Origin of the sequence: Komagataeibacter saccharivorans (genome assembly GCF_003207825.1) — a bacterium.
Classification (GTDB): domain Bacteria; phylum Pseudomonadota; class Alphaproteobacteria; order Acetobacterales; family Acetobacteraceae; genus Komagataeibacter; species Komagataeibacter saccharivorans.
In genome coordinates, this window is sequence record NZ_NKTY01000006.1 from 1 (window position 1) to 24990 (window position 24990).

Sequence of the window (24990 nt, forward strand, 5' to 3'; positions counted from 1 at the left end):
TCCTTGCTGACAGGGCGTATGACGCGGACAGGTTGATCGATCGGCTGATACAGCGCGGGATTACCCCGGTCATCCCGCCAAAACGCAACAGAACGACACGACGGAAAACTGATTTTTCTCTCTACCGCGAACGGAACCTTGTTGAGAGGTTCTTCAATAAACTCAAGCAGTTTCGCGCTATCGCAACCCGCTACGATAAACTGAAATCGACCTTCCTTGCAGCCGTGCAGTTCGCCTCAATCATCATCCTGCTTAACTGACGACACGCCGTAAACATCTAAGGAGGAAATGTTTGGGATCTGCCTGTTGCAGGACAGGATGAAACGGATCAGCCGCCACGCCGATCCATCTTTATGGGGGAACGGACAAGAAGAACGGACAGCAGTGCCGCACAGACCAGTGCTGCCGCACACATGTACCAGGCCATGTCGAAGCTGCCGGTATAGAATACGATGTATCCGGTTAGAATGGGGGCAAGTAATCCGAGGGAGTTGCTGCATGTGAGCGTGACACCCGTTATCGTGCCGATTTTCTGTCCATCTTCCACCAGATCCGTCAGTAGTGCTGTATTGGCGCCATTAGCCGCAATCAGGCAGGCCAGAGAGACGGAAAGCACGACAAGGATCGGGGCCATGGTATGGAAATGGGGCAGCAGTCCGATTGTCGCGGCCCCGGCAAGGCAGGTCGCGACAATATAACGCCTGCGCGGCGGGTAGATGCCACGGCGGAAAACAACATGTTCAAATATCCGGCCAATGATGACCGCGCCGAATGCAGCGACAAGATAGCATAAAGCGGTCCGTGTGCCGGTTCCGGTCGTATCGATGTGCAGTTCATGAATGAGATAGAGCGGCATCCATGACATGACCAGAAAGTTGAGATAATTCTGGGTGCACTGCACGGCAAGTATGCCGAGGAACGAAGATGACCGGAACAGGCTTCTTATTTCCGGGATCGAGACCGGCGCTCTGCGTGCTGTAACGGTTTTTTCTGTTGGGTTGCGATAAACCAGCCACCATACAATGGCCCACAGGATGCCGATGCAGCCAAGGGCCATGAATTCGAAACGCCAGCCGAACAGGGTAATGAGGTAGGCCCCGGCAATCGTACCGCCTGCAAGGCCCAGTTGCATTCCCGTCAGCAGCACGGTCATGACGGAGCCACGTTCCTTTGGCAGTGCCCAGTTACGGACGACCGTAGCCCCGACACCGAAGGTCGGAGCCTCACCCACGCCCAGAAGGACGCGGGTCAGCAGGAACTGGGAAATGTTCTGCACCATGCCGCCCAGCAGCATGGCAAATGACCACAGCCCTACCGCAAGGCTGCCGACAAGGCGGCCACCCACCATGTCCAGCACAATGGTTGAAGGTAGGTTGAGCAGGAAATACGACCACAGGAAACTGGATGAAACCCAGCCCATCTGCACGGGTGTCAGTGAAAACTCTTTTCCCATTGTCGGCAGCGCAATGGAAAGCGCTGCACGGTCACCATAGCTAATGACATACATGAGGAACACGAGGAAGAAGAACACATAGCGGGAAGGAATGGTATGCCTGCTTCGTGTGCCGATGGCGGATTCACCTGTTGTCACGCTGTAGGACTCCTGAAGAAGTACCGTGGATTCAAGAAAAAAGGCGACCAGTCATGGTGCAGGCCTGTGTGCCGTTACGGTTGCGTGCCCGAAGCCGTGTCCATCGTTCCGGCAACCACGGCGGGGCGTTTTGCGGGGCGGTCATGACGGAGCATCCAGACACCTGACCGGGAGTGTCCTGAAGTCTGTGTATCTGGCCTGGCCCATGCGTTTTCAGATACTCAAGCGGCGAAGCGCTCGCCGAACATTATGGCGAACTGGTTGCGGGCTGCAAACCATTCCCGAACATTGCGGCCATCTTTCTCGAAGCTGCGGATCGCCAGGTAGATCAGTTTCGTTGCGGCATCGTCGGTGGGGAACGAACCGCGCGTCCTGATCGATTTGCGGATGACCCGGTTCAGGCTCTCGATGGCGTTCGTGGTATATATGATCTTGCGGATCGCCGGATCGAAGGCAAAAAACGGGATCACCTCGGCCCATGCCCGGCGCCATGCCGGGGCGATCGAAGCGTATTTCTCGGCCCATTTCTCCTCGAATTCATCAAGCTCGGCCGCCGCCATGTCAGCGGTCGCGGCCCCGTAGATCCGGCGCAGGTCGGCAGCCACGGCCTTGCGGTCCTTCCATGAGCAGAAGTTCAGGCTGTGGCGGACCAGGTGGACAATGCAGGTCTGAACCATTGCCTCGGGAAAGGCGGCGGCGATGGCCTCGGGGAAGCCTTTCAGCCCGTCCACGACCGTGATCAGGATGTCCTGGATACCCCGGTTCTTCAACTCGTTCATCACCGAAAGCCAGAATTTGGCCCCCTCATTCTCGGCGATCCAGAGCCCCAGAACCTCGCGCACCCCCTCGCGGGTGACACCGAGGGCAACGTAAACGGCCTTGTTTTTAACAGTCCGGCTGTCAGCATCGCGGATCTTTACCCGAAGGGCATCGAAGATCACGATGGGATACATCCGATCCAGCGCCCGGCCTTGCCATTCCCGGACCTCGTCCAGAACGGCATCGGTGACGCGGCTGATCAGGTCGGGAGAGACCTTCAGGCCATAAAGATCAAGCAGATGGGTCTGGATGTCCCGGACAGTCAGACCAGCGGCATAGAGACCGATGATCTTGTCGTCGATCCCGTCGATCCGGGTCTGGCCCTTCTTTACAAGCTCCGGCTCGAAGCTGCTGTCGCGGTCGCGCGGCACCGTCATTGGAAATGCGCCGTCCTGGCCCTTCAGCACCTTGGTCGTGGAGCCATTCCGCCGGTTCGACTGGCCCGGCGGGGCAGCCTTGCCTTCCTCATAGCCCAGATGCGCGGTCAGCTCCCCACCCAGCATACGCTCCATGAGCCGAATTTTCAGCTCCTTCAGCAGCCCGGCGTCTCCAAGCAGGTCTTCAGGACGCTCCACGCCCGTCAGCAATTCGTCCAGCAGTTCCATCGAGATGGTCATTCATGCTTCCTTTCGGTCAAGCATGAACCAGATCATTCATACACAGAAGATCAGACACTCTCACCTGACCCGATGATCAGCAGTCCACCCAGCACCATGGCAGCGCCCGGCACCTCACCAAACCCGAACCATCCGATCAGTGCGGCCCAGAGCAGGCCCGAATAGGCAAAGGGACCGATGGCCGACACCTGAGCGGAGGCAAAGGCTTCCGTCTGCAACACCTGCGCAATGCCAGCAAAGGCTCCGACGGCGACAAGACATGCGGCAGCGGTCAGCGATGGTGTCGTCCAGATGAAGGGCAGGGGAAGTGCGGTCATGGCCGTCATCAGGATTGCCTGCCACAGGGCGATCGTGGTGCTGGCCTCCGTTGCGGAAAGCTGCCGGATCTGCATGGTCGTCAATGCGCCCACCGCGCCCTGGGCCAGGGCCACGGCATAGGCCCAGTTGGGCACGGATGTTGCGCTGCCATGCAGCAGCCCCTTGCCAAGGGCTACGACAATAACGCCCGAAAACCCGATTGAAACCGCAATCCAGCGCTGTAGTGACGGTCTTTCGTGCAGCAGCGGAATGGACAGCAGGACCAGAAACAGGGGTTGCGTATAGGAAAGCACCTGCTGTTCCGCCAGCGGCAGCCGCGTTACGGTGACCACCACCATGATCATGCTGATAAGTCCCACCACGGAGCGTAGCAGATGACCGCCGAAGTGATGGGTTTTCAGTACTATCGTGGTGCGCGCTGCTATCATGAGGACAAACGGCAGCGAAAACAGATTGCGGAAGAAGATGATTTCAAGGGCTGGCAGGTCTGATCCCGTCAGCTTCTGCAGGGCATTGAGGGCGGCTGTAAAAAAAGTCGCCGATGCAAGAAGTAACGCACCGCGTTTCAGGTCATGCTTCATTTTATTCGTACCTCGATGCACGACATGGTCGCGGATGCGCCGCATGCAGGATCAATAGTCGCAACAGCCCTTTTTCTTTTCATGTTACGTTAACGTAACGCAGCATGCGCATTCCGGGTCATAGCAGTTTGTTTCGTCGTAATAAGGAATTCTTATGGGTGGAGGCCGGGATCAGTCCCTGATCTGGTGCGCCGGGGTCATGACGCCGCCACTGGCTTCGATTTCCGCCCGGATCGCGCGCGCAAGTTCCAGGGAGCCGGGCGTGTCGCTATGCACCAGAATGGACTGCGCCTTCACCGGCAGGCGTGCCCCGTCAATGGTCGTGACGGATGCATCTTCCAGAAACTGGCGCACGCGGGCGCGGACTGCATCAAGGTCGTGAATGACGGCGCCGGGCTGGCCGCGGGGGACCAGCGTGCCTGCTGTGGTATAGGCACGATCGGCCAGAAACAGCGTCTGGGCGCGTAACCCGGCCTTTTCCGCCGCGCGTTCGGTCAGTTGGCCGGACATGCAAAAGACGGTCAGATCCCGATCCAGCGCCGCGATGGCGCGTGTGAGCCGCAATGCCAGACCTTCATCCGCATTGGCCATGTTGCCAAAAGCGGCATGGTAGCTGACATGAGTCACGCGATGGCCGTGGCGCGCGGCAATGCCCTGTAGCGCCCCGATCTGGTAGGTCATCATGGCTTCCATATCCGCATCGGATACGGCCATTGCCCGTCGTCCAAATCCGATCAGGTCCGGCAGTCCGGGATGGGCGCCGATGCCAACCCCTTTTTCCTTCGCAAGCCGCACGGTGCGATCCATTATCGCATAGTCACCCGCATGAAAGCCGCAGGCGATGTTTGCCGATGTGACGGTATCCATCAGGCCGTCATCATCAGCTATGCGCCAGCGCCCGAAGCCTTCGCCCATATCGGAATTGAGATCGATCTTCATGCCTTGTCTCCGGACTTGGCGCCATTGCGGCGCTGGGCGGATTTGCGATAGTGGGTCACCATCATGCGCAGGTTATCCAGATAGGACCGGATCGGATCCATGGCGGCTACGCCCTGCTGATGGCTGCACTCATGGAAGCGGATGCGTGCGCCGATGCGCGCCTGCCCCAGTCGCCACAGGTCTGCTTCGATGACCGTGGCGATACGGGGATACCCACCCGCCGTATTGGCATCGGCAAGCTGCACAATGGGTTCGCCCGCAGGCGGAACCTGCACGATGCCGGGAACAATACCGTATGAACGCAGTTCGATCGGGTGGTGCAACCGCAGCGCCTCACCGCTCAGGCGGTATCCGACGCGATTGCTCTGTGGCGTGATGCGCCACTCGGCCGTCCACAGCCGTTCATGGGATTCGGGTGTGAAAAGGGCATAATCGGTGGCGGGAATGGCGCGCAGGTTGATGACGCGCCCGTCGGAACTGTCCCCTAAATCATCCATAATGGCGGAGGGAGGACAGGCACCATACCCGGATACGAGAGTACTATCGGCTGCGATCGTGAGCGTATCGCCCGCTTCAAGCGGCCGACCGTCCATCCCGCCAAATCCGCCCCGTAGCTGGGTGCTGCGTGATCCCAGCACCACGGGCACGTCAATCCCGCCGGCAACGCAGACATAACCGCGCGCGCCTTTTCGGGGCGGTCCAACCCGCACGACCTGACCCGCTGCCGCCGTTTCAACGGACCATGGCAGGACGGGGCGGCCATCCAGTGTGATATCCGCGTCAATACCCGTGACGGTAAAGCTGGTGGCGGTTTCGAACCGCAGGACGAACGGATAGGTCTGAAGTTCAATACAGGCATCGCCGGGCTGGTTTGCCAGCAGGATATTGCCGACCTGCAGCGCCACGGGGTCCATGACCCCGGATGAACCAACGCCAAGGTTGCGGTAGCCCGGTCGGCCCAGATCCTGCACCGTGTTCAGTGCTGATGTTTCAAGGATCGTAATCACAGTTCTATGCTTTCCGGATAAAAGCGGATGCGATCGCCGATCGCGAACAGGGCAGGGGGCGTGCGGTGCGGATCGAACTGGCAGATTTCGGTATAGCCGATGGAATTCCAGCCATTCGGCCCCGTCAGCGCGGAAATGCCTGCCTGCGCGCCGCCAATGGTAACCGTCCCGGCCAGCATCCTGAGCGATGGCACGGCCTTGCGCGGCGTGGCAATGCGTGGGTCCAGCCCATGCAGATAGCCAAAACCGGGCGCGCTGCCGATGGCGCATACCGTGTATTCGCTACCGTGATGGATGGAAATCACGTCCTGCGCGGATAGGCCGGCATGGGCTGCTACGGCAGCCAGATCTTCCCCCAGCGCGCCGCCATAGCGGACGCCGATTTCAAACAGGCGGCCTTCAATATGGCGTTCGGGCAATGTTTCCCACGCATGGCGCAGCCAGTCGGCCACCGCCTGTGGCTGTTCCGGCGGCTGGGAAAACACCAGCATGAGGTTGGTGACGCCGGGGATCAGTTCCTGCACGTCTGGCCGGGCTTGTGCCGCTTCCATCAGCGCCCATATCCGGCGCTGCTGCGCCATGGTGAATTCGCCGGGGGCTTCGAACAGCATGGCGCGCGTGCCGATCATGCTGATGGTGGGGGCAATGCCTGCACTGCGCTTGGTTTCGCGCGTTAAATCCGTGTTCAAAATACACAGTCCTTGGAACAGTGCTGCTCACACCTTGGGAAGGTACGACCGGGCGTTAAGACCACAACCGTAACGATAAAGGATTCGCGGCATCCGGGGCCTGTGCCGAAGTATGGTCGTTTCAGTAACGATATCCAGACCAATTATGGCTGTGAGGCTATCGGATAATCTTATAGGTCAAGGCGGTAATCGCTGGTATCGTATTATGTTATGGCGTAAGAACGAACTGCTCTTGGCACCTGAATTGTGCCTCCGCTACCGTGAAATAATACTCAGCGCCCGATTTTTTCAGTATGGGTCGGGCCGTATTTTTTTTCACTGTTGCAGGATCGGGTTTCATTACCATGAGCAATCAGCCGTATCGTACCGCTCTCGTCACAGGCGCATCCTCTGGTATTGGTGCCGCAATCGTCCGGCGGCTGAGCGAAGCCGGGATCGAGGTGCATGCCCTCGCGCGTGACGCGAAGCGGCTGGCGCAGCTGGCGGAAGAGACCGGCTGCATTCCTCATGCCCTCAGCGTATCCGATGTGGCCGGTATCGAAGCCCTGATGAACGAGATCGAGGTCGATGTTCTGGTAAACAATGCCGGACAGTCGCGCACGGGTAACATCACCAATACCACGGTTGATGACATTGACGCGCTGGTGGATGTGAACCTGCGTGCCGTCCTGCAACTGACCCGTCTGGTCGTGCCGGGCATGATCGCGCGTGATCGCGGGCATATTGTCAATATCAGCTCGATTGCCGGTCATTATGCCTTCGCTGGGGGGAACACCGTCTATCATGCCACCAAGGCGGGCGTGCATTCGCTGTCGCAGCAGTTGCGCTGCGACCTGTATGGGCGTCATGTGCGTGTGACCGAGGTTTCGCCCGCCCGCGTGGAAACCGAAGTCTTTGGTCGCCTGATCGGTAATATGGAAGAAGCGAAGAAGCGTTTCTTCGATGAATATGAATCCCTGCTGCCGGAAGATATCGCCAATTCCGTGGCCTTTGCCGTTCTCGCCCCGCAGCGCATGAATGTGAGCTTCATGGAAGTGCTGCCGACCATGCAGGTCGTGGGTGGCCTGAACTTTGCCAAGAAGTCGGCAGACCCGGCGTAACGTCTGTGGACATCGCCCAGATCAAGCGCCTGATAGACCTTCTGGCCCATGCCCCCATCGCGGAGCTTGAAGCCGAGGAGGGGGGGCGGAAAATCCGCATTACCCGTGGTGCGGCGCAGCCGGTAACGGCTGCCGCCGTCCGCGCACCCGCAACACGACCGGTGGACGCAGGCGCGGGCGCATCACCCCGCCCACAGTCCGCACCCATGCCCGAACCGGTGCAGGAGCGGGTGATTGCTGCGCCGTCCTACGGTGTTCTTCACCTCTCCCCCGCACCGGGCGCACCGCCTTATGTAACGGTGGGGCAGGAGGTGAAACCCGGTCAGGAAGTCGGACTGGTGGAGGCCATGAAGGTGTTCAACGCGGTCAAATCGACACAGGCCGGCCAGATTGCCGCGATCCTTGTCGAAGACGGTACGGAAGTGGAGGCAGGGACCCCCCTGTTTCGTCTGGCATGAATGATACTCCGCGTTTCAAACGGGTCCTGATCGCCAATCGTGGCGAAATCGCCCTTCGTATTCAGCGTGCATGCCGCCAGCTCGGGCTTGAAACGGTCGCGGTCCATTCGGATGCCGATGCGGAAAGCCGCCATGTGCGTGAGGCTGATATCGCCCTGTGCATTGGTCCCGCATCTGCCGCGCGCAGCTATCTTGACCCCGACGGGCTTCTGCTGGCCGCGCGGATGACGGGGGCCACGGCCATTCATCCCGGTTACGGCTTCCTGTCGGAAAATGCCGATTTTGCCGATGCCGTCGAAGCGGCTGGCCTGACCTTCATTGGTCCGACCGGCGCATCCATACGGATGATGGGCGACAAGATCACGGCCAAGCGCGCCATGCGTGATGCCGGTGTGCCATGCGTGCCGGGTTCTGATGGACCGCTGCCTGCTTCCATGGAGGAAGTACACGCGGTCGCGCGTGATGTCGGGTTCCCGGTCATCGTCAAGGCTTCGGGCGGTGGCGGTGGGCGCGGCATGCGCGTTGTGACGGATGCTGCCGACCTGACCCAGGCGGTCACGCTGACGGCCAAGGAAGCCCAGCAGGCATTTGGCAACCCGACCCTGTATCTGGAGCGCTTCATGCAGAAGCCGCGCCATATCGAGATACAGGTCCTGTGCGACACGCACGGGACGGCGCTCTGGCTGGGTGCGCGTGACTGTTCGCTTCAGCGCCGTCACCAGAAGGTGCTGGAAGAAGCGCCCCCGCCGGGCATAGCACCCGATGTCATTGCTGAAATTGGCGAACGCTGTGCCCAGGCATGCCGCCGGATCGGTTATCGTGGGGCCGGTACGTTCGAGTTCCTGTATGAAGATGGCGTTTTTGCGTTTATCGAAATGAATACCCGCGTGCAGGTCGAACACCCGATTACGGAGGAGACGACGGGTATCGATATCGTGGCGGCCCAACTCCGCATCGCGCAGGGCGAAGCGCTGGCGATCCGGCAGGAAGATATCCAGCAGCGTGGCCACGCCATCGAATGCAGGCTGAATGCCGAGGACCCGTTCACCTTCATCCCGTCGCCCGGCACCATTACGCGCTGGGATCTGCCCGGTGGTCCCGGTGTGCGGGTCGATACGCATGTTGTCAGCGGCTATACGGTGCCGCCTTATTATGACTCGCTGATTGGCAAGGTCATAAGCCATGGTGGATCGCGTGACGAGGCCATTGCGCGGCTGCGGGTGGCGCTGGCGGAAATGCGGGTGGAAGGCGTATCGACCAATATCGCCCTGCATCAGGATCTGCTGGCCGATCCACATTTTCACGAAGGCGGGGTGGATATTCACTACCTTGAACGGTGGCTTGCGGAAAGGACGGCATCATGAGCAATCCGTCAGAACTGCTTTCTGACTTCAATACTCTTCCGGAACCCGAAGAAATCAGCCAGATTGCGACGTGGCTGTCCGAGGCCGGTCTGGAATCCCTGGAACTGTCCAATGATACGGGAACAAGGCTGCGTATCAGGGTAGCGCAGGCTGCCGCCGACACTGCTGAAATTTCATCCGTTCCTGCCTGCCCTGCCGAACCCGTAGCAGAAGTGGGCACGGTCGCGGTCAGCGCACCGTATTTTGGCCACCTCTGTCTTGACCGTCCGATGGGTGACGGAGCCTTCGCCCCGGTGGGGAGCATGGTAAGGCGGGATGATGTTGTTGCCCTGCTGACACTGGATACCCTGCAGGTTCCCGTCAGGGCGCCCGTTGATGGCGAGGTTGTGGAAATTGTGGCCACGCCCGGTGCATTGCTGGGCTATGGCGCGGAAATCATGACAATCCGCCCCAGTTAAAGACAGACCGGTGCAGGGCTTTCTCGCCCTGTGTCTGGAAGCAGATAAAGAAAAGCCGGGGCTGCCATGATGGTGGCCCCGGCTTTCTGTTTTCCTGATCGGTGTTTGGGCGACACCGATCAGGAAAACTTCTGGAATAAAAAGGAAGTTCTGTCGCTGCCCTTTCGAAAAAAAGGCGGCGACAGGCTATTTTGAATGCCTTCTTACTTCAGGCCCGATACGAACGCGGCGATCCGGCGGCAGCCTTCGCGCAGCGTTGCGGTATCTGTTGCATAGGAGATGCGGAAGAAGGGGCTCATGCCGTATGCGGCACCCTGAACCGACGCCACCTGCTGTTCTTCCAGCAGCGCCATGACAAAGTCGGTATCGTTACCGATATGGCGCCCTTCGGCGGAGGTCTTGCCGATGCATGCGCTGATGTCCGGATAGACGTAGAACGCACCCTGCGGGGTGTGGCACTGGATGCCGGGAATGGCGTTAAGCAGGCTGACAACAAGATCACGGCGTGCCTGATATTCTGCCGCACGCTCCTTGAGGAAATCCTGCGGGCCTTCAAGGGCTGCGACGGCGGCCGCCTGCGCAATGGTGTTGATGCCGCTGGTGGACTGACCCTGCATGTTGTTCATGGCTGCGATCAGGTTGCGCGGCCCACCGCAGAAACCGACGCGCCAGCCGGTCATGGCATAGCTTTTGGAAACGCCGTTGACCGTCAGCACACGGTCCTTCAGGCGTGGTTCAACTTCGGCCAGCGTGCAGAACTGGAAGTCATCGTAGATGAGATGTTCGTAAATATCGTCCGTCAGGATCCAGACATGGGGGTGCTTGAGCAGAACGGCGGCAATTTCTTCCATGTCCTTGCGCGGGCAGCAGGCCCCGGTCGGGTTGCTGGGGAAGTTCAGCACCAGCCACTTGGTCCTGGGCGTGATGGCTGCATCCAGATCCGCTGCCGACAGCTTGAAGTTATTGGCGGCAAGGCAGGGTACCTGCACGATACTGGCCCCGCCCAGACGGGCGATATCGGCATAGCTGATCCAGTAAGGGGTGGGCAGCACCACCTCATCGCCCGGATTGATGGTCGCCATCATCGCGTCATAAATGATCTGCTTCGCGCCATTGGCCACCAGAATTTCATCCAGTGCGTAATCAAGATGATTTTCGCGCTGGAATTTGCCCTGAACAGCCCGTTTCAGGGCTGGCTTGCCATCCTGCGGCGGGTATTTGGTATCGCCACCACGCGCCGCCGCAATGGCGGCGTCCACTACATGGGTCGGGGTCGGGAAATCCGGCTCCCCCGACGACAGGCTGACAATTTTCAGCCCCTCCGCCTTAAGGGCGGTGGCCTTGTCCGTCATGGCGGCAGAGGCCGAAATCCCTATTCCATTCAGTCGATCTGCAAAGCCGGGCATTAACCATCTCTCCAATCAGCATATGTAAGAAGGCAGGCGTGTATATTGGGACACACCGTAAATCGTTTCGACTGCCATTAGATACCGCCGAAAATTGTCTGGCCCCATATAACAATCCTATGGGGTCACGGTGCATCGGCCACCATAGGCTTCCGGGACGAAGGAGAGTGGCGCACAACCATGCCGATGGTGCCATTCCGTTACGTCAGCCAGTATCGTTCTGGCATTATTTTAGCCCCGGATAGACTGAAATGACCGATATGCTTCCTGATACGGCGAACCCTGCCGATCTTCCTTCCCCAACGGAAGTGAAGACAGCGCCGGTCGGGGTAGGGGGCGCGCGTCCCGCCAGCCGCATTGAACGCGACCTGCTTGGCGCAGCCGAGATCCCGGCCGGTGCGTTGTGGGGCATTCATACCATGCGCGCGCTGGAGAATTTTCCCATAAGCGGTACGCCCATCGGGACGTTTGGCGAACTGGTTCAGGGGCTGGTTACGGTCAAGCAGGCAGCAGCGCGCGCCAACCATACGCTGGGCTATCTGGATGCCGGGCGGGCAAACGCCATTGATGCCGCCTGCAACGCGATCCTGCGTGACACCCGTTACTGCGATCAGTTTGTGGTGGATGCCATGCAGGGTGGGGCAGGCACATCCACCAACATGAACGCCAACGAGGTGATAGCGAACGTAGCTCTTGGGTTGATGGGGGAAAAGCCGGGCACATACGCGCTCATTCACCCCAATGACCATGTGAACATGGCGCAGTCCACCAACGATGTGTATCCGACCGCGCTCAGGCTGGGGATGCTGCTGGCAGTGGAGCCATTGCTGGCTTCACTCGCACGGCTGGAAAACGCTTTTGACGCTAAAGCGCAGGCTTTCAGTGAGATACTCAAGGTCGGGCGCACGCAGTTGCGCGATGCGGTTCCCATGACATTGGGGCAGGAATTCCATGCGTTCCGTACCACGATACAGACGGAAATCAGGAGCCTGAAGCAGCATGCCACTGCGTTTGAGCAGGTCAATCTGGGCGGCACAGCCATCGGAACGGGGCTGAACACTGATCCCCGTTACGCGCATGCCGTCATGGCGGAACTGCGCGGGTTGAGTGGGCGACCAATGGTCAGTGCGCCGGACCTGATCGAGGCGACATCCGATGTCGGGGCTTTTGTCCTGTTTTCCGGTGTCTTGAAACGGCTGGCCCTGAAACTTTCCAAAATCGCCAGCGATCTGCGCCTGCTGTCCAGCGGGCCGCGGGCAGGACTGGGCGAAATTGTTTTGCCGCCGGTACAGGCGGGTTCTTCCATCATGCCGGGCAAGGTCAATCCGGTCATACCGGAGGCCGTCAATCAGGTAGCCTATCTTGTCGCCGGGCATGACCTGACCATCACCATGTGCGCGGATGGCGGGCAGCTGCAGCTTAATCCGTTTGAGCCGATGATCGGCTACTGCCTGTTTTCGTCCCTGAAAATCCTGCGTGCGGCTGTCGATACCCTGACGACACGGTGCGTCAGCGGGATTTCGGCAGATGGCAGCCGGTGTCAGTATCTGTCCGAACTGAATATCGGCATTATTACAGCCCTCGTCCCCGTGCTGGGATATGATACCTGCTCGGCAGTCGCCAGGCGTGCCCTTGTCGAAAACCGGAAGGTTACGGACCTTATTATTGAGGAAAACCTGCTATCTTCCGACAGGCTGGCCGAACTCCTGCGGCCTGATGCGCTGACACGGCCCAACATCGGCAGGGAAGCAGGCTAGCCCATCATGTCGATGCCTGCGTGCCCGGCCAGTTCCGGGACGCAGCCATCGTTTTGGCCAGATCGATCAGCAGTTCCCGCACCGCGACCGATGCTTCCGTTTCAGGAATGATTTCGGGAATGCACAGCGATACATCTTCCTGTATGACGGGGTTGCGCAGCGGATAGATGCGGGACTTTTCGGGCACGACAATGCGGCTTGCGACCGACCATGGCAGGATGGTGCTGCCGATGCCTTCGATAATGGCGCCCTGCAGGGTAATCAGCGCCTCTATTTCCGCGACAATCCGCGGTTCAAGCTGCTTGCGCATGAAGGCCATATCGACGCTTTTGCGTACGAAGTTATGTTTGGGCGGCAGCAGCAGGGGGATGTCGGCAATATCGGCCAGTTGCACCGCGCCTGTTTCATCTTGCGGAAATTCCAGTGCCTGCGGTGCGAGGAGGAAGAACTCCTCCTTCATCAGGGGGGTGAAGACCACGCCCTTGATCGGTCCCGCACCGTGGATGACGGCCATGTCCAGGCGGCCCGTCATGATCAGTTCGCTGTATATATCATCAAAACTTTCGGTCAGATGCAGCGTAATGTTCGGCAGCCGTTCGCGCACCAGCCGCAGCAGTTCGACAGACAGTGTCGATCCTGCGCTGTAGGGGGACAGCCCGACCGATACCTTGCCCACAAGTGGCCCGGCGCCCTGACTGATTTCGACCATGGCGCGATCGAACTGCTTGGTTAGTGTCTGTGCATGACGGTAGAGTTCCGAGCCTGCTGTTGTCGGCGTAACACCGCTTTTGCTTCGGATGACCAGCTTCTGCTTGAAAACATTCTCAAGCGTTGCCAGTTGCTGGCTCAGCGCAGGCTGGGCGATGTTCAGCAGGTCCGCAGCGCGTGAAATGCTGCCCAGATCGATTATTTTCACAAAAGCCTGCAGTCGCCGTATATCCAACTGGAACTCCATTATACGTAAGTGGCTTTATCACATTGATAATAGGCATATTTATTCGATCAGTCAACGAACTGAACGGGGTATGCTCCTACGTTTCGAAAATTTAACATCATTCCCGGTGGTTAGTCGCCGCCCGGCACGGAGGGCAGATTTCCGGCAGATTCTTTCGATTCCAGAACGAAAAAATATATGAAATAAAAAAGACACATATTTTCAATTATATAGTCTTGTTCGAACAATTGCGCGGCGTATGGGAAGGCAAGATATTAAGAATCCATATGACGCCAAATCATAACGGACACGCATCATATCCTTGCACATAGTCGTTACGGAACGTCCGGCGGTATTCAGGGGGGATGCAATGGTAGGCCTGTCAAAACGGAAGTTATATTTGGTGGCTGGGGTGGCTTTGGGCACATTCGTACCAGCCATCGGCGAGGCCGCTACCGCACCTTCCGCTGCACCTGAAAAGCACTACAGGACGGATGCCAAAAAGAAGGTACAGCCGTCCCCGTCCCATACCGTCACGTCGTCGGTGCGCGCTTCGGCCAATCCGGAAATCATCCATGTCGGCGGCCATTCGACCAACTCCGTGTTCTCCCCCGGCACGGCGCGTCACAGCACGACGCAGGTGACGGTTGTAACGGGTGCGGAACTTCTGAAAACCGGTCAGAGCAATGTGCTGTCCGCGCTGGCGCAGGCCAATCCCGCTATCACAACCGCAGCCCTGCCCGGTGGTGGCGCAAGTTCCTTTGTGCAGACAATGCAGTTGCGTGGCCAGTCGCCTGATGACACCCTGATCCTGATCAACGGCCATCGCCGCCATATCGGGGCCAACTTCAATTCCAACTCCGGCACCAACTGGGGCAGTGAACCTGCCGACATCTCGCTTATCCCCATTACCGCGATCGACCATATCGAAGTCATTACGGAAGGGGCTTCGGCGCTGTATGGGCAGGATGCGATTGCGGGCGCCGTCAACATCGTGCTGAAGCGCGATACGCATGGTGGCAGCATCAATTTCAAAAACAGCGGCTATTACGCGGGCGACGGACAGGGGCTGGACGGTTCCGCCAACTACGCCATGGCGCTTGGGCACAAGGGCGGCTATCTGGATCTGGCAGCGCAGGTGACCCATCAGTTGCCGACGACGCGCGGCGGGGATTTCTACGGCACCCTGTTCAGTGATTCCCGTAACGAAACCGCAAACCGCAACGTCCAGCGCGGGCTGGGTATTCCCAAGTCCACGCTTGAGACCCTGAGTGAGAACATGTCCGTGCCGCTGGGTCACGGGTTCAGTGTCTACAGCACGTCCACCTTCTCGCACCGTCGCGCCAATGTGCCCGAAACCTATCGTAGCGCGGCCGATACGGATAGCTGGATCAATACATCCCTGTATCCGAATGGCGACCAGCCCTACATCACCATGGATCAGTACGACTTCGAGACGGACAATGGCATCCGCACCCGCAAGTTCGGTTTTGCGTGGGACGCCTATGTCACCTACGGCCGTGATGCGCAGCAGTATGGCACGAAGGATTCTGAAAACGTCTCGCTGCCGGGCAGCACCCAGACTTCCTTCTATGATGGTTCGTCCATTTCGTCGGAACTGACAACGGGTCTGCGCGGGTCGCGTTCCTTCAGGACGGGCCTGCTACCCAGGGACATCAACCTGAAATTTGGCGCTGAATACCGTCACGATACATTCCAGATGACGCAGGGTGAAACCGCGTCATGGGAAGGGCTGGGCGCTACCGACCATCCGGGTAACGTGCCGATGGCCGTAACCAATCAGAACCGTGATGTGTACGAAGGTTTTGCCAATCTCGACTTCTACGTAACCAAGAAGTGGGAATGGACACTGGGCGGTCGTGTCGCCAGCTACAACAACCTGGCGACTGTTGAAACGGGATCGGTAGGCACGCGGTACAACTTCAACAAACGCTGGGCCATCCGGGCGAATATCAATACCGGTTACCGTCCGCCCACGCTTGGCGAAATGTCCTATTTCTATTCTGCGCCTTATCCGGGATATACGGTCGATCAGGTTCCGGCGAACAGTGCGATCGCCAAATATCTGGGTTCCGGTAACATGAAGGGCGAGTATTCCCGCAGCTACACGATCGGTGTCGATGCGACGCCGGTTGATGATTTCCATATCACGGGTAACCTGTATTACATCGCCATCAACGACCGGCTTGGCAGCACCCAGTCCTACAGTGTCAATACAAACGACACGACCCTGATGAACCTGCTGAAGGCCGCCAATCTGGAAAGCGCGACATCCCTTTCCTATTACGCCAACCTGTATAACACGCAGACATTCGGCGGCGACCTGAACGCCGATTATACGCTGCGCACAAGCCGTTATGGTAAATTCCGGTTCGCCATGGGGATCAACTTCTCGGATAACGAGATCCGGTCTGCCAAGAATAACCTGGTGAATGAATATACCAAGGAAATGGTACTGCATTCAGCGCCCAAGAACCGCGAACAGATCAGCATTAACTGGCAGTACGGTAAATGGTCGGTATTCGCACAGGAAATGCGGTATGGTTCCATCATTTACATGGCCGCGCCGACCGGTCCGGGTGGGGTGCCGTTTGAACAGAACCCGGCCTTCATCACCAATCTGGAAGTTGACTACAAGGTCATGCCCAAATGGACCATCGGTGTTGGGGCAAACAATCTGGGCAATAAATACCCGACCCGTGTCTCCAGGACCATTTCCAACACCCAGCAGGGGCTGACCAAATATCCTTCCTATTCGCCTTATGGCTTCAGTGGCGGGATGTATTACGTCAAGACATCTCTGGATTTCTAAACAACATTCCCCTCCGGCCTTGCGATTGCATGCGTCCGGGCTGGAGGGCCAGAATGTCGGTATGACGCCGATAGACTGACAGGCCGCCTGTAGTCCCCGTAGCCATTTTTCATGGTACGGGGATTTCATATTTTATGGCCTGCCTGCGATATGGATGGCTTTGCACCCTTTCGATTATTTCGGTAACTATTCCCGATGCTGATAGGATGGACCGGCATGCTGAAATCAGTATCCGATGCCGGGGACCACGCCACATCCGTTGATAGGGCAGCAAACGATACAAAAAATAATCAGCCGTGATGACGGGAACCGTTTTCAGATACCGGAGACTGGGCCTGCGTCAGATAAAAAACATCCGGTGACTGTATTCTGATTACAGCGTAATACCCGTTTCAAAATCCAGAACCAGTGGATTTTTATACCGGTTATTGCCACCTGTGCTCCAGATATACTGGGCACCCGGCCTGATCAGGAGCCATGGCGTGGGACGCCATCCATAGTTCAGTTCAATCGCGGGTTCGCCGGATGGCTTGTACACATCGGTTACGCCAGTACCCTGTAGTTCCCGCACCCAGTTTGTCAGTTTCGGATTGACCCAGAGCATCTTCATGCCAAAGCTGACCGTGTCATTGGGACGGTTCCAGAACGTTCCCTTACGCGTTATGCCCGCGTCCACAAAATAGGGTGCAACGGATGTCCTTGGATCGCCCCATGTGAAGGAGGCAAAAAACGATGTCCCCCGTTTGGCATCTTTTCTGTCACGTTCCAGCATCCGGTCAAACTGGAACCATCCGCCAAAACGGCCACGGACGTTGGCGACAGGGGCCGCAGCAAGATACTGGGATGCAATCCCGAAGGTTCCCAGATGGGAATACACATCCTTGACTTCCGACGTGTCCCAGTAACCACCAACCTTGACGTTGGTCTGAAGCGGGCCGGAATAATCGTCCTTGCCGCCCCGGTGCCATACCAACTGGAACGGCAGGAAGGTTCCTGTCGCGCCATGCAGGTTCATTTTCCAGCCATTATGGGTATTGGCGATTGTCGGATCGACCGAATAGACGCCGAACTGAATGGAATAATGATTGTTGCCCGCCGGGTAAAACTTGACCCATGCACCGGGATGGGCGGTGGGATAGTAGCTGTAGCCGGAGTTGAAAGCGATTGACTGGGGCATACCGCAGATTGCGTTGCTCTGGAACTGACAGTAGTTGTTCATGCCCCAGTAGATCGACCAGGTTTCAAAATCCGTTTCAGCATTGATTTCACCCACATTTGTGGCCACGTAGCGGTTCCATGGCATTTCCCATGCCAGCAGTGTCAGCCGCACGGTCGGTGAACCATAGATTTCCTGTGGGCTGTCCAGGGCCGGAAGCGTTGCCCCAAGGCCCTTGCCCGCGCGGGATGTGACCGTGAAATGGAACAGGCCGAGCTGGTATCCCGTCAGTTTCTTGAGGTTGAAATCGACATTGATCCCGACTTCATGGGCATACCGTACGTCCTTGGACTTGCCGCCCGTGGGGTTGCCGGCACTATCCTGAAAATAGTGTCCGGTAATGGTTATGCCCTTGTCATTCAGATGTGTGCGCCAGCCGGCCCAGTTACCGGTCATCGTGTCCTGTGTCAGCCAGTCATGGAAACTGGTAGGGAAAAAACTGTGTTCCGTCGTATCGGAAGGAAGGGTGACAATCGGTGTCGTGTCGTGGGGCACGACGGTGCGTACGGGGGCGGGCTGGATGGTTTTTGTCGGGTTGGGGGCGTAATTTTTACGGCGAGCATCCACCGAAACCGTTGCACTCGTTCCTGTTTCGGAAATATTGACCGGCGTGACCTGCGCATGGGCATTGTGGGAGCACCCGATAAACATTGATATGCCGGAGCAGATCAGTCCCGTTATTCCGACACACCGACCTGTAACAAAAATTCTGTTCAGGACAGTTTTTGCAAGGACGGGGTTGTCAGTATTGGCCCATTTCTCCGTTCTTGGACAGGCAGCCTTATGGCTGGATCGCAGTTGTTCCGGGGGAAGGCACGTTCCCTGTATAAACTTTCGAAAAGGGGGACTGTCCCCGACAGTTTTAGGGAAACGGAATTTCCATTCGTTTTCCGGGTATATCTGGCGCATCTGGTATGCCATTTTTATCTCCACCATTATTGTTTTTCTGTGGGATAGGGATTTAGGCGAGACGGGAGATGCCGAAAGTTGCAAGGGCGGCGCATACAGTAATGCAGATGGCCTGCCCCGGAATTCAGTTACGGAAATTTTGTTATTTAATTAAGGGGTGGAACCTTTTTCAGTTCCATCTATATTTAAAATGAAAACGGTTTTATTTTTAGCGGCGTCGACCGTATTTTATTTTGTCGATGCCTGCTGCGTAAGTAATAACGGAAGTAGTTTCTAAAGTGGTATAAGACCGTCAGGCATTGCCACGGATAAGATCCGCAGCGCGCTCCGCAATCATAACTGTCGGCGCATTTGTGTTGGACCCGATAAGGGAAGGCATGACCGAACTGTCACAGATACGGATGCCATCCAGACCATGAATGCGTAACTCCGGGTCAACAACGGACATGGTATCCCGTCCCATCTTGCACGTGCAGGTCGGGTGATACGATGTCCGCCCGTGCTGTCGTGCATAAGCCTGAAACGTCTCTGGCGTTTCAGTGTTTGCATCGAAGAAATTTATTTTCTGGATATATTTACTTAGTGAATGCTGCCTGAATATATCAAGGCTGATCTTCACGCCTTCACATGAAATACGCAGGTCATCGGGATCGGCAAGGAAATTCGGGTCAACAACAGGCGCATCGGCAGGGTCGGATGATTGCAGTTTCACCGTGCCGCGTGATTTCGGGCGCAGCGTATAACTGTTCAGCGTAATGCCGGATGTGCCTTTGGATACGGAACTGACACCGGCCTCTGCCCCGGCGCCGGCAAGGAAATGGAATTGCAGGTCGGGGCAGGGAGCATTCCGGTCCGCATACCAGAAGGCACCAGCTTCAACCACGTTGGATGTTACCGGTCCGGAATTGAACATGGCATATTGTAGTCCTGCCCAGAACATCCAGTGCATTTGGTTGTATTTGTTGAAACTGTCGTGCCTTTTCAGTTCAGCGACAATATCAATGCCGAAATGATCCTGCAGATTCTGTCCCACCCCCGGCAGATCACGCACCACGCGGATATTGTGCTGCCGTAGATGTTCCCCCGGACCAATGCCGGACAGCATCAGCAGTTTGGGCGTGCCAATCGCGCCGGATGTGACGATGACTTCCTGATCCGCCTGCACAATATGCCTGTCACCCCGCACCGCGTATTCCACGCCCGTCGCGCGGGAACCACTGAACACGATACGCAGGACCTGCGCGCCGGTAACGACATGCAGGTTGCTGCGCTTCAGGGCCGGGCGCAGATAACCCTGCGCGGTTGAACAGCGGCGGTTGTTGCGGATCGTCATCTGGTAGATACCGGCCCCTTCCTGTACGGGGCCGTTGAAATCGGGGTTGTAGGGTATTCCCATCTCCTGACAGCTCTGCACGAAAGCGCGGCTGACCGGGCTGGGTGTGGACAGGTTGGATACGCCAAGCGGGCCATCCGTACCGTGCCACGGACCGGCAAGCATCGTATTGCCTTCGGAACGCAGCAGGTATTTCTGGATATCCCGGAACCCCCAGCCTTCGGCACCTTCCTCGACCCAGCGGTCGTAATCGGAAGGGTGGCCACGGGTATAGACCTCGGCATTGATTGAAGACCCACCGCCCAGCACCTTGGCCTGAACATAGGGTATCTGGCGGTTGTTGGCGTGTTTCTGCGGTGTGGTCATCAGCCCCCATGTCAGCGGGCCGGTCGTCATTTTGGCAAAGCCGATCGGCATGTGGATGAGGGGATTGGTATCACGCTTCCCTGCTTCCAGAAGACATACACGCGCACTGGGATTTTCCGACAGGTGTGCCGCCAGAACACATCCGGCCGAACCGCCACCAATAATGATGTAATCAAAACCCTGGTTCATGATGCAATCCAGTGCGAACGGTCGCCAATTTCGATATGGACGGATTTGGCCTGTGTGTATTCCTCCACACCCAGAAGACCCGTTTCCCGGCCCCATCCTGACTGTTTGAAACCACCCGTCGGTGTTTCAGGGCCACCGGCCATGATGGTGTTGACCCAGAAACGCCCGGCCCGTACGCGCCGCGTTACACTCAGCGCCTGATCGATGTTCTTGGACCACACCGATGCGGCCAGTCCGTAGACCGTGTCATTCGCGATCGCTATGGCTTCTTCCAGCGTATCGAAATGGAAGGAAGACAGGACAGGCCCGAATATTTCTTCGCGCGCAATGGTCATGGAAGGGGTCACGCCCGAAAACAGCGTAGGTTCGATATAACGCCCATGCCCGCATTGCAGCGCCTCGCCGCCAACCAGTACCCTGGCGCCTTCGGATTTGCCCGCAGCGATGTATTTCAGGATGGTTTCGTTCTGGCCTGCCGTGGTGATGGCGCCCACCTGTGTTTGCGGGTCGAACGGGTCGCCAACACGGATCTTCTTCATCTTTTCGGCCAGAATTCGTTCAAACCTGTCAGCGACCGAGCGTTCCACGATCAGACGGCTGGAGGAAACGCAGCACTGCCCTGTATTGAAGCTTATGCCGAATGCCGCACCATCCGCCGCATCTTCCAGATTGGCATCGGCGAACACGATGATGGGGTTTTTCCCACCCAGTTCAAGCCCGAGCTTCTTGAGGTTGCTGTCGGCTGAAGCATGCACGCATGAACGCCCCACGGCGGTCGAGCCGGTGAAGGATAGCATGTCCACGTCGGGATGTTCCGTCAGCGTCTGACCAATACTGCGCCCCGTACCGGTCACGACATTATAGACACCTGCGGGAATGCCCGCATCGGCAAGAATATCCGCAAGGATCAGTGTCGTCGCACTCGTAACCTCGGCAGGTTTGACCACCAGTGTGCAGCCGGATGCCAGAATAAACGGCACGCGTTCACACAGGATCAGGAAAGGGAAGTTCCACGGCGTGATGAGGCCAACGACGCCTACGGGTTCGCGCAGCACCATGCCAAACAGGCCATCGCCCAGATTGTTGAAGCTTTCGCCATGCAGAAGCCGCGCGGCACCGGCTGCGGTCTCGAAACAGGCGATGCAGTGATCAATTTCGCCACGGGCCTGACTGATGGGCTTGCCGTTTTCCAGCACTTCCCATGTGGCGATTTCCTCGCGACGCTGGCGGATGCCTTCTGCCGCGCGCAAAAGTACTGCTGCGCGCGCACCACCGGGCAGGCCCGCCCAGCGGCGGTCTTCAAATGCCTGCCGGGCGGCTGCGACGGCGTCGTTCACATCATCAGGTGTGCAGCGGGACGTACGCGTTACCGGCACATCATGACTGGGGGAATTGCGTTCAAACAGTTCCCGGCCCCTGCGCCATTCGCCATTGATAAAGAAACCGAATTCGCGCGGGGTTTCCGGTAACGCCACCCCGTGTGTCATCTCGTGCATTGACTGCCTCTCCGTGATTCTGACCCGCCGTTCGTCGTCATGGCGGATGGGTAACCGACCGTCTGAAAAGGACGTGCCTTTCAGCGGTTCGACGGATACCGAAACCTAAGGAACGAAATAAAAATACAGTCGTTTCATGAAATAAATCATGTAACAGTATGGGTAACGCGCTACTGTTTCAGGTTCAGGCGGAAATTACGCTGTGACGTTAATACGTCCGGTCCCGATTTGCGGGACAGCCCCCTGAACAGTTCTGGACTTGCGCGGAACAGCAGGCAGGTTATGGAAATTACCCATTGGTCGATGTCCTGTATTTTTAATTTATGCCTGTCTGATTTTTTTACGACGGCACTTATTTTTGGAATGACATCACCCAGACGCACCATCTGGTTACGTATGTGATAGAGCGTCGTGCCCGCACGGTTAACTCATATTTCTGTGATATATGCAGGGGCAAAGAAAAACAGGGGGCGTATCCGCCAGCATCCATGCAGCAGACCGTTTCGAGATCGGGATACGAAGCTGCGGAAATCATGCGGTTTTGCAAAAGTCCTGTACTGTAAATACACGCGTCCGTGACCATAATTCCTGAAAAATAAAAGAACATTGAAAATATCCGTCTTTCTTTGTCCTTGCTCTTCTCAAGTGAAAAATGTATGTAACCAGTTAGTTCATATAAGAGCAGGAATTGCCGGAATGTATCTGAACGAGACTCAGGAACAGGTGCGCGACACGGCCCGGGCCTTTGCGGATGAGGTCATCCGCCCCGCAGCCGAGACGCTGGACCGTGAAGAATGCTTCCCTTCTGAAATCTATGAAGAAATGGCGAAGATTGGACTGTTCGGAATCGGCGTTCCGGAAGAACTGGGCGGCCCCGGATTCGATACGCTGACCTATGCCGTGGTGATGGAGGAACTGTCGCGTGGTTACGCCAGTGTCGCGGATCAGTGCGGACTGGTTGAACTTATTTCCACATTGCTGGTCCGCCACGGAACGGAAGTGCAGCAGGCCATGCTGCCTGAAGTCATCGGCATGCAGCGTAAGGTGGCGTACTGCATTACCGAAGCGGAAGCGGGCACCGATGTCTCCGGTATCCGCACAACGGCACAAAAGGACGGGGACGGCTGGGTCCTGAACGGGGGCAAGCTGTGGATTCATAATGCCCCGGTAGCCGATACCGGTTTTGTGCTGGCGCGGACGGACAAGGAAGCCGGAAATCGCGGCATGTCGATCTTCATTGTCGATCTGCATGACCGGGGGGTCGAGCGGGGACCGAAGGAGCACAAGATGGGGCAGCGGGCCAGTCAGGTCGGCGGCCTCAATTTTACCGATGTGCGCCTTGGCCCCGATGCCCTGCTGGGTCAGGCCGGGCGTGGTTTCCACATGATGATGAGCGTGCTGGACAAGGGACGGGTGGGCATAGCCGCGCTGGCGGTCGGTATCGCGCAGGCGGGGCTGGAAGCCGCCGTGGATTATGCGGGCACGCGCAAACAGTTCGGCAGGCAGATATCCGAATTTCAGGGCGTGCAGTGGCTGCTGGCGGATATGGCGAAAGATATTGAAGCCGCGCGTCTGCTGGTGCATTCGGCGGCGGTCAAGATCGATCGGGGGCTTGATGCCACGCGTGCCTGCTCCATGGCCAAGTGTTTCGCGGGTGACATGGCGGTGGCGCGGACGGCCGATGCCGTGCAGGTATTTGGTGGTTCGGGCTACATTCGTGGCTTCGAGGTGGAACGCCTTTATCGTGATGCCAAGATCACGCAGATCTATGAAGGCACCAACCAGATCCAGCGTATGATCATTGCGCGTGAACTGCTGAAAAAAGGTGCCCGCGCATGAGACAGGTGGCGCTCGTAACCGGGTCCACGCGCGGGATCGGCCTTGCCGCGGCACAGGCGCTGGCGCAGGCCGGTTTTGCGGTGGCCATCAATGGCCCGGTGGAAGATGAGGAACTGCACGCGGCGATAGGGCATATGCAGGCGCTGGGCGCGCCGGTGATGGCGGCGGCATTTGACGTAAGTGATGTCAGCGTACACGCAGCCAGTCTTGCATTGATAGAAGACCGGCTTGGACCACTGACCACGCTGGTCAACAATGCCGGTGTCGGCGTGCTGCAACGGGGTGATCTGCTTGATGTGACCGAAGCAAGCTGGGACCGTTGCGTGGGGGTCAATGCCCGCGCACTGTTCTTTCTGTCGCAGGCTTTTGCGCGTCGCCTGCTGGCACGCCAACGCGATGCGGACCTGTTCCATTCCATTGTCAATGTCACATCGTCCAATGCCATGGCCGTTGCGGTGCAGCGATCGGAATACTGTGCATCAAAGGCTGCTGCGGCCATGGTGTCCAAGGCGCTGGCGGTCCGGCTGGGTCCTGAAAACATTGCCGTCTATGACGTGCAGCCCGGCCTGATCGCGACCGATATGACCGCCCCGGTGATCGAGATGTATCGCCAGCGTGCGCGCGACGGCCTGACACTGTTTCCGCGCGTGGGTACGCCCGATGATATGGGTGCCATTATCGCGACCCTGGCCAGTGGCAGGCTTCCCTACACGACCGGGCAGGTCATTTCGGCGGATGCCGGAATGCTTGTGCCCCGTTTTTGAGAACAGC

At 57.8% G+C, this 24990-nt stretch carries 20 protein-coding genes; 9 read left to right on the forward strand and 11 right to left on the reverse strand.

Annotated features, from left to right (window positions below; all coding sequences use genetic code 11):
- Window positions 1-260 (forward strand): transposase (locus CFR79_RS05395; protein ID WP_146220115.1); only part of this gene is annotated, 260 nt, incomplete at its 5' end.
- A gap of 68 nt (window positions 261-328) precedes the next feature.
- On the opposite strand, the gene CFR79_RS05400 is transcribed toward CFR79_RS05395, so the two are convergent.
- The 6 genes from CFR79_RS05400 to pxpB all read right to left on the reverse strand — a co-directional run bounded on the left by CFR79_RS05400 (window position 329) and on the right by pxpB (window position 6501).
- On the reverse strand, window positions 329-1507 hold the full coding sequence (locus CFR79_RS05400; RefSeq protein WP_110547255.1) for an MFS transporter: 1179 nt from the start codon (window positions 1505-1507) through the stop codon (window positions 329-331).
- Between the two features lie 305 nt (window positions 1508-1812).
- Entirely contained in the window at window positions 1813-3027 is a 1215-nt protein-coding gene (locus CFR79_RS05405; protein ID WP_110547163.1) for an IS256 family transposase, read from the reverse strand.
- Between the two features lie 50 nt (window positions 3028-3077).
- Window positions 3078-3926, reverse strand: coding sequence for a DMT family transporter (locus CFR79_RS05410; protein WP_258373427.1), 849 nt, complete (start codon window positions 3924-3926; stop codon window positions 3078-3080).
- Window positions 3927-4097: 171 nt separating this feature from the next.
- Window positions 4098-4865 (reverse strand): LamB/YcsF family protein, encoded by a 768-nt coding sequence (locus tag CFR79_RS05415; protein ID WP_102324407.1) that lies wholly within the window; start codon window positions 4863-4865, stop codon window positions 4098-4100.
- On the reverse strand, window positions 4862-5872 hold the full coding sequence (locus CFR79_RS05420) for a 5-oxoprolinase subunit C family protein (protein WP_110547164.1): 1011 nt from the start codon (window positions 5870-5872) through the stop codon (window positions 4862-4864). The genes CFR79_RS05415 and CFR79_RS05420 overlap by 4 nt, the downstream gene beginning before the upstream one ends.
- Window positions 5869-6501, reverse strand: coding sequence for a 5-oxoprolinase subunit PxpB (gene pxpB / locus CFR79_RS05425; protein ID WP_110547256.1), 633 nt, complete (start codon window positions 6499-6501; stop codon window positions 5869-5871). Before pxpB ends, CFR79_RS05420 begins: the two co-directional genes overlap by 4 nt.
- A 404-nt stretch (window positions 6502-6905) precedes the next feature.
- Between pxpB and CFR79_RS05430 the strand changes: the two genes are divergently transcribed.
- The 4 genes from CFR79_RS05430 to CFR79_RS05445 are packed head-to-tail and all read left to right on the forward strand — an operon-like array spanning window position 6906 to window position 9941.
- A complete protein-coding gene (locus CFR79_RS05430) occupies window positions 6906-7661 on the forward strand; it encodes an SDR family oxidoreductase (protein ID WP_102324405.1) in 756 nt (251 codons plus the stop codon).
- A gap of 5 nt (window positions 7662-7666) precedes the next feature.
- Complete coding sequence (locus tag CFR79_RS05435) at window positions 7667-8119, forward strand: acetyl-CoA carboxylase biotin carboxyl carrier protein (RefSeq protein ID WP_110547165.1); 453 nt, start codon at window positions 7667-7669, stop codon at window positions 8117-8119.
- Window positions 8116-9483 carry an acetyl-CoA carboxylase biotin carboxylase subunit gene (gene accC, locus CFR79_RS05440; protein WP_110547166.1) on the forward strand — a complete coding sequence of 456 codons (1368 nt, stop codon included), beginning with the start codon at window positions 8116-8118 and terminating at the stop codon, window positions 9481-9483. The genes CFR79_RS05435 and accC overlap by 4 nt, the downstream gene beginning before the upstream one ends.
- On the forward strand, window positions 9480-9941 hold the full coding sequence (locus CFR79_RS05445; protein WP_110547167.1) for an acetyl-CoA carboxylase biotin carboxyl carrier protein: 462 nt from the start codon (window positions 9480-9482) through the stop codon (window positions 9939-9941). Before accC ends, CFR79_RS05445 begins: the two co-directional genes overlap by 4 nt.
- Window positions 9942-10144: 203 nt before the next feature.
- Here CFR79_RS05445 and CFR79_RS05450 read toward each other — a convergent pair whose 3' ends face one another.
- The gene (locus CFR79_RS05450) at window positions 10145-11347 is read right to left on the reverse strand and encodes a pyridoxal phosphate-dependent aminotransferase (RefSeq protein ID WP_110547168.1); all 1203 of its coding nucleotides are present in this window, start codon (window positions 11345-11347) and stop codon (window positions 10145-10147) included.
- A 251-nt stretch (window positions 11348-11598) separates the two neighbouring features.
- Here CFR79_RS05450 and CFR79_RS05455 point away from each other — a divergent pair, with 251 nt between their 5' ends.
- On the forward strand, window positions 11599-13104 hold the full coding sequence (locus CFR79_RS05455) for an aspartate ammonia-lyase (protein WP_110547169.1): 1506 nt from the start codon (window positions 11599-11601) through the stop codon (window positions 13102-13104).
- A gap of 4 nt (window positions 13105-13108) precedes the next feature.
- Here the strand turns inward: CFR79_RS05455 and CFR79_RS05460 are convergent, their stop codons facing one another.
- Window positions 13109-14047 (reverse strand): LysR substrate-binding domain-containing protein, encoded by a 939-nt coding sequence (locus CFR79_RS05460; RefSeq protein WP_181417363.1) that lies wholly within the window; start codon window positions 14045-14047, stop codon window positions 13109-13111.
- Window positions 14048-14441: 394 nt separating this feature from the next.
- Between CFR79_RS05460 and CFR79_RS05465 the strand changes: the two genes are divergently transcribed.
- Window positions 14442-16871, forward strand: coding sequence for a TonB-dependent receptor plug domain-containing protein (locus CFR79_RS05465; protein WP_102324801.1), 2430 nt, complete (start codon window positions 14442-14444; stop codon window positions 16869-16871).
- A 373-nt stretch (window positions 16872-17244) separates the two neighbouring features.
- Here the strand turns inward: CFR79_RS05465 and CFR79_RS05470 are convergent, their stop codons facing one another.
- From CFR79_RS05470 to CFR79_RS05480, 3 genes are all read right to left on the reverse strand, one after another.
- Window positions 17245-18738, reverse strand: coding sequence for a carbohydrate porin (locus CFR79_RS05470; RefSeq protein WP_110547171.1), 1494 nt, complete (start codon window positions 18736-18738; stop codon window positions 17245-17247).
- Window positions 18739-19288: 550 nt separating this feature from the next.
- Window positions 19289-20884, reverse strand: coding sequence for a GMC family oxidoreductase (locus CFR79_RS05475; RefSeq protein WP_102324397.1), 1596 nt, complete (start codon window positions 20882-20884; stop codon window positions 19289-19291).
- Entirely contained in the window at window positions 20881-22380 is a 1500-nt protein-coding gene (locus tag CFR79_RS05480; RefSeq protein WP_102324396.1) for an aldehyde dehydrogenase family protein, read from the reverse strand. The genes CFR79_RS05475 and CFR79_RS05480 overlap by 4 nt, the downstream gene beginning before the upstream one ends.
- Window positions 22381-23076: 696 nt before the next feature.
- Between CFR79_RS05480 and CFR79_RS05485 the strand changes: the two genes are divergently transcribed.
- Together CFR79_RS05485 and CFR79_RS05490 are read left to right on the forward strand one after the other, a co-directional pair.
- Window positions 23077-24219, forward strand: a complete 1143-nt coding sequence (locus tag CFR79_RS05485) for an acyl-CoA dehydrogenase family protein (protein ID WP_110547172.1) — start codon at window positions 23077-23079, stop codon at window positions 24217-24219.
- Window positions 24216-24983 carry a 3-ketoacyl-ACP reductase gene (locus tag CFR79_RS05490; RefSeq protein ID WP_110547173.1) on the forward strand — a complete coding sequence of 256 codons (768 nt, stop codon included), beginning with the start codon at window positions 24216-24218 and terminating at the stop codon, window positions 24981-24983. The genes CFR79_RS05485 and CFR79_RS05490 overlap by 4 nt, the downstream gene beginning before the upstream one ends.
- Window positions 24984-24990 lie beyond the last annotated feature (7 nt).

Bases quoted from the DNA above. Each gene is read 5' to 3' on its own strand.
- CFR79_RS05400 (WP_110547255.1), bottom strand. From the start codon at position 1,507: ATGTATGTCATTAGCTATGGTGACCGTGCAGCGCTTTCCATTGCGCTG.
- CFR79_RS05405 (WP_110547163.1), bottom strand. From the start codon at position 3,027: ATGACCATCTCGATGGAACTGCTGGACGAATTGCTGACGGGCGTGGAG.
- CFR79_RS05410 (WP_258373427.1), bottom strand. From the start codon at position 3,926: ATGAAGCATGACCTGAAACGCGGTGCGTTACTTCTTGCATCGGCGACT.
- CFR79_RS05415 (WP_102324407.1), bottom strand. From the start codon at position 4,865: ATGAAGATCGATCTCAATTCCGATATGGGCGAAGGCTTCGGGCGCTGG.
- pxpB (WP_110547256.1), bottom strand. From the start codon at position 6,501: ATGATCGGCACGCGCGCCATGCTGTTCGAAGCCCCCGGCGAATTCACC.
- CFR79_RS05430 (WP_102324405.1), top strand. From the start codon at position 6,906: ATGAGCAATCAGCCGTATCGTACCGCTCTCGTCACAGGCGCATCCTCT.
- accC (WP_110547166.1), top strand. From the start codon at position 8,116: ATGAATGATACTCCGCGTTTCAAACGGGTCCTGATCGCCAATCGTGGC.
- CFR79_RS05445 (WP_110547167.1), top strand. From the start codon at position 9,480: ATGAGCAATCCGTCAGAACTGCTTTCTGACTTCAATACTCTTCCGGAA.
- CFR79_RS05450 (WP_110547168.1), bottom strand. From the start codon at position 11,347: ATGCCCGGCTTTGCAGATCGACTGAATGGAATAGGGATTTCGGCCTCT.
- CFR79_RS05455 (WP_110547169.1), top strand. From the start codon at position 11,599: ATGACCGATATGCTTCCTGATACGGCGAACCCTGCCGATCTTCCTTCC.
- CFR79_RS05470 (WP_110547171.1), bottom strand. From the start codon at position 18,738: ATGTTTATCGGGTGCTCCCACAATGCCCATGCGCAGGTCACGCCGGTC.
- CFR79_RS05475 (WP_102324397.1), bottom strand. From the start codon at position 20,884: ATGAACCAGGGTTTTGATTACATCATTATTGGTGGCGGTTCGGCCGGA.
- CFR79_RS05480 (WP_102324396.1), bottom strand. From the start codon at position 22,380: ATGCACGAGATGACACACGGGGTGGCGTTACCGGAAACCCCGCGCGAA.
- CFR79_RS05485 (WP_110547172.1), top strand. From the start codon at position 23,077: ATGTATCTGAACGAGACTCAGGAACAGGTGCGCGACACGGCCCGGGCC.
- CFR79_RS05490 (WP_110547173.1), top strand. From the start codon at position 24,216: ATGAGACAGGTGGCGCTCGTAACCGGGTCCACGCGCGGGATCGGCCTT.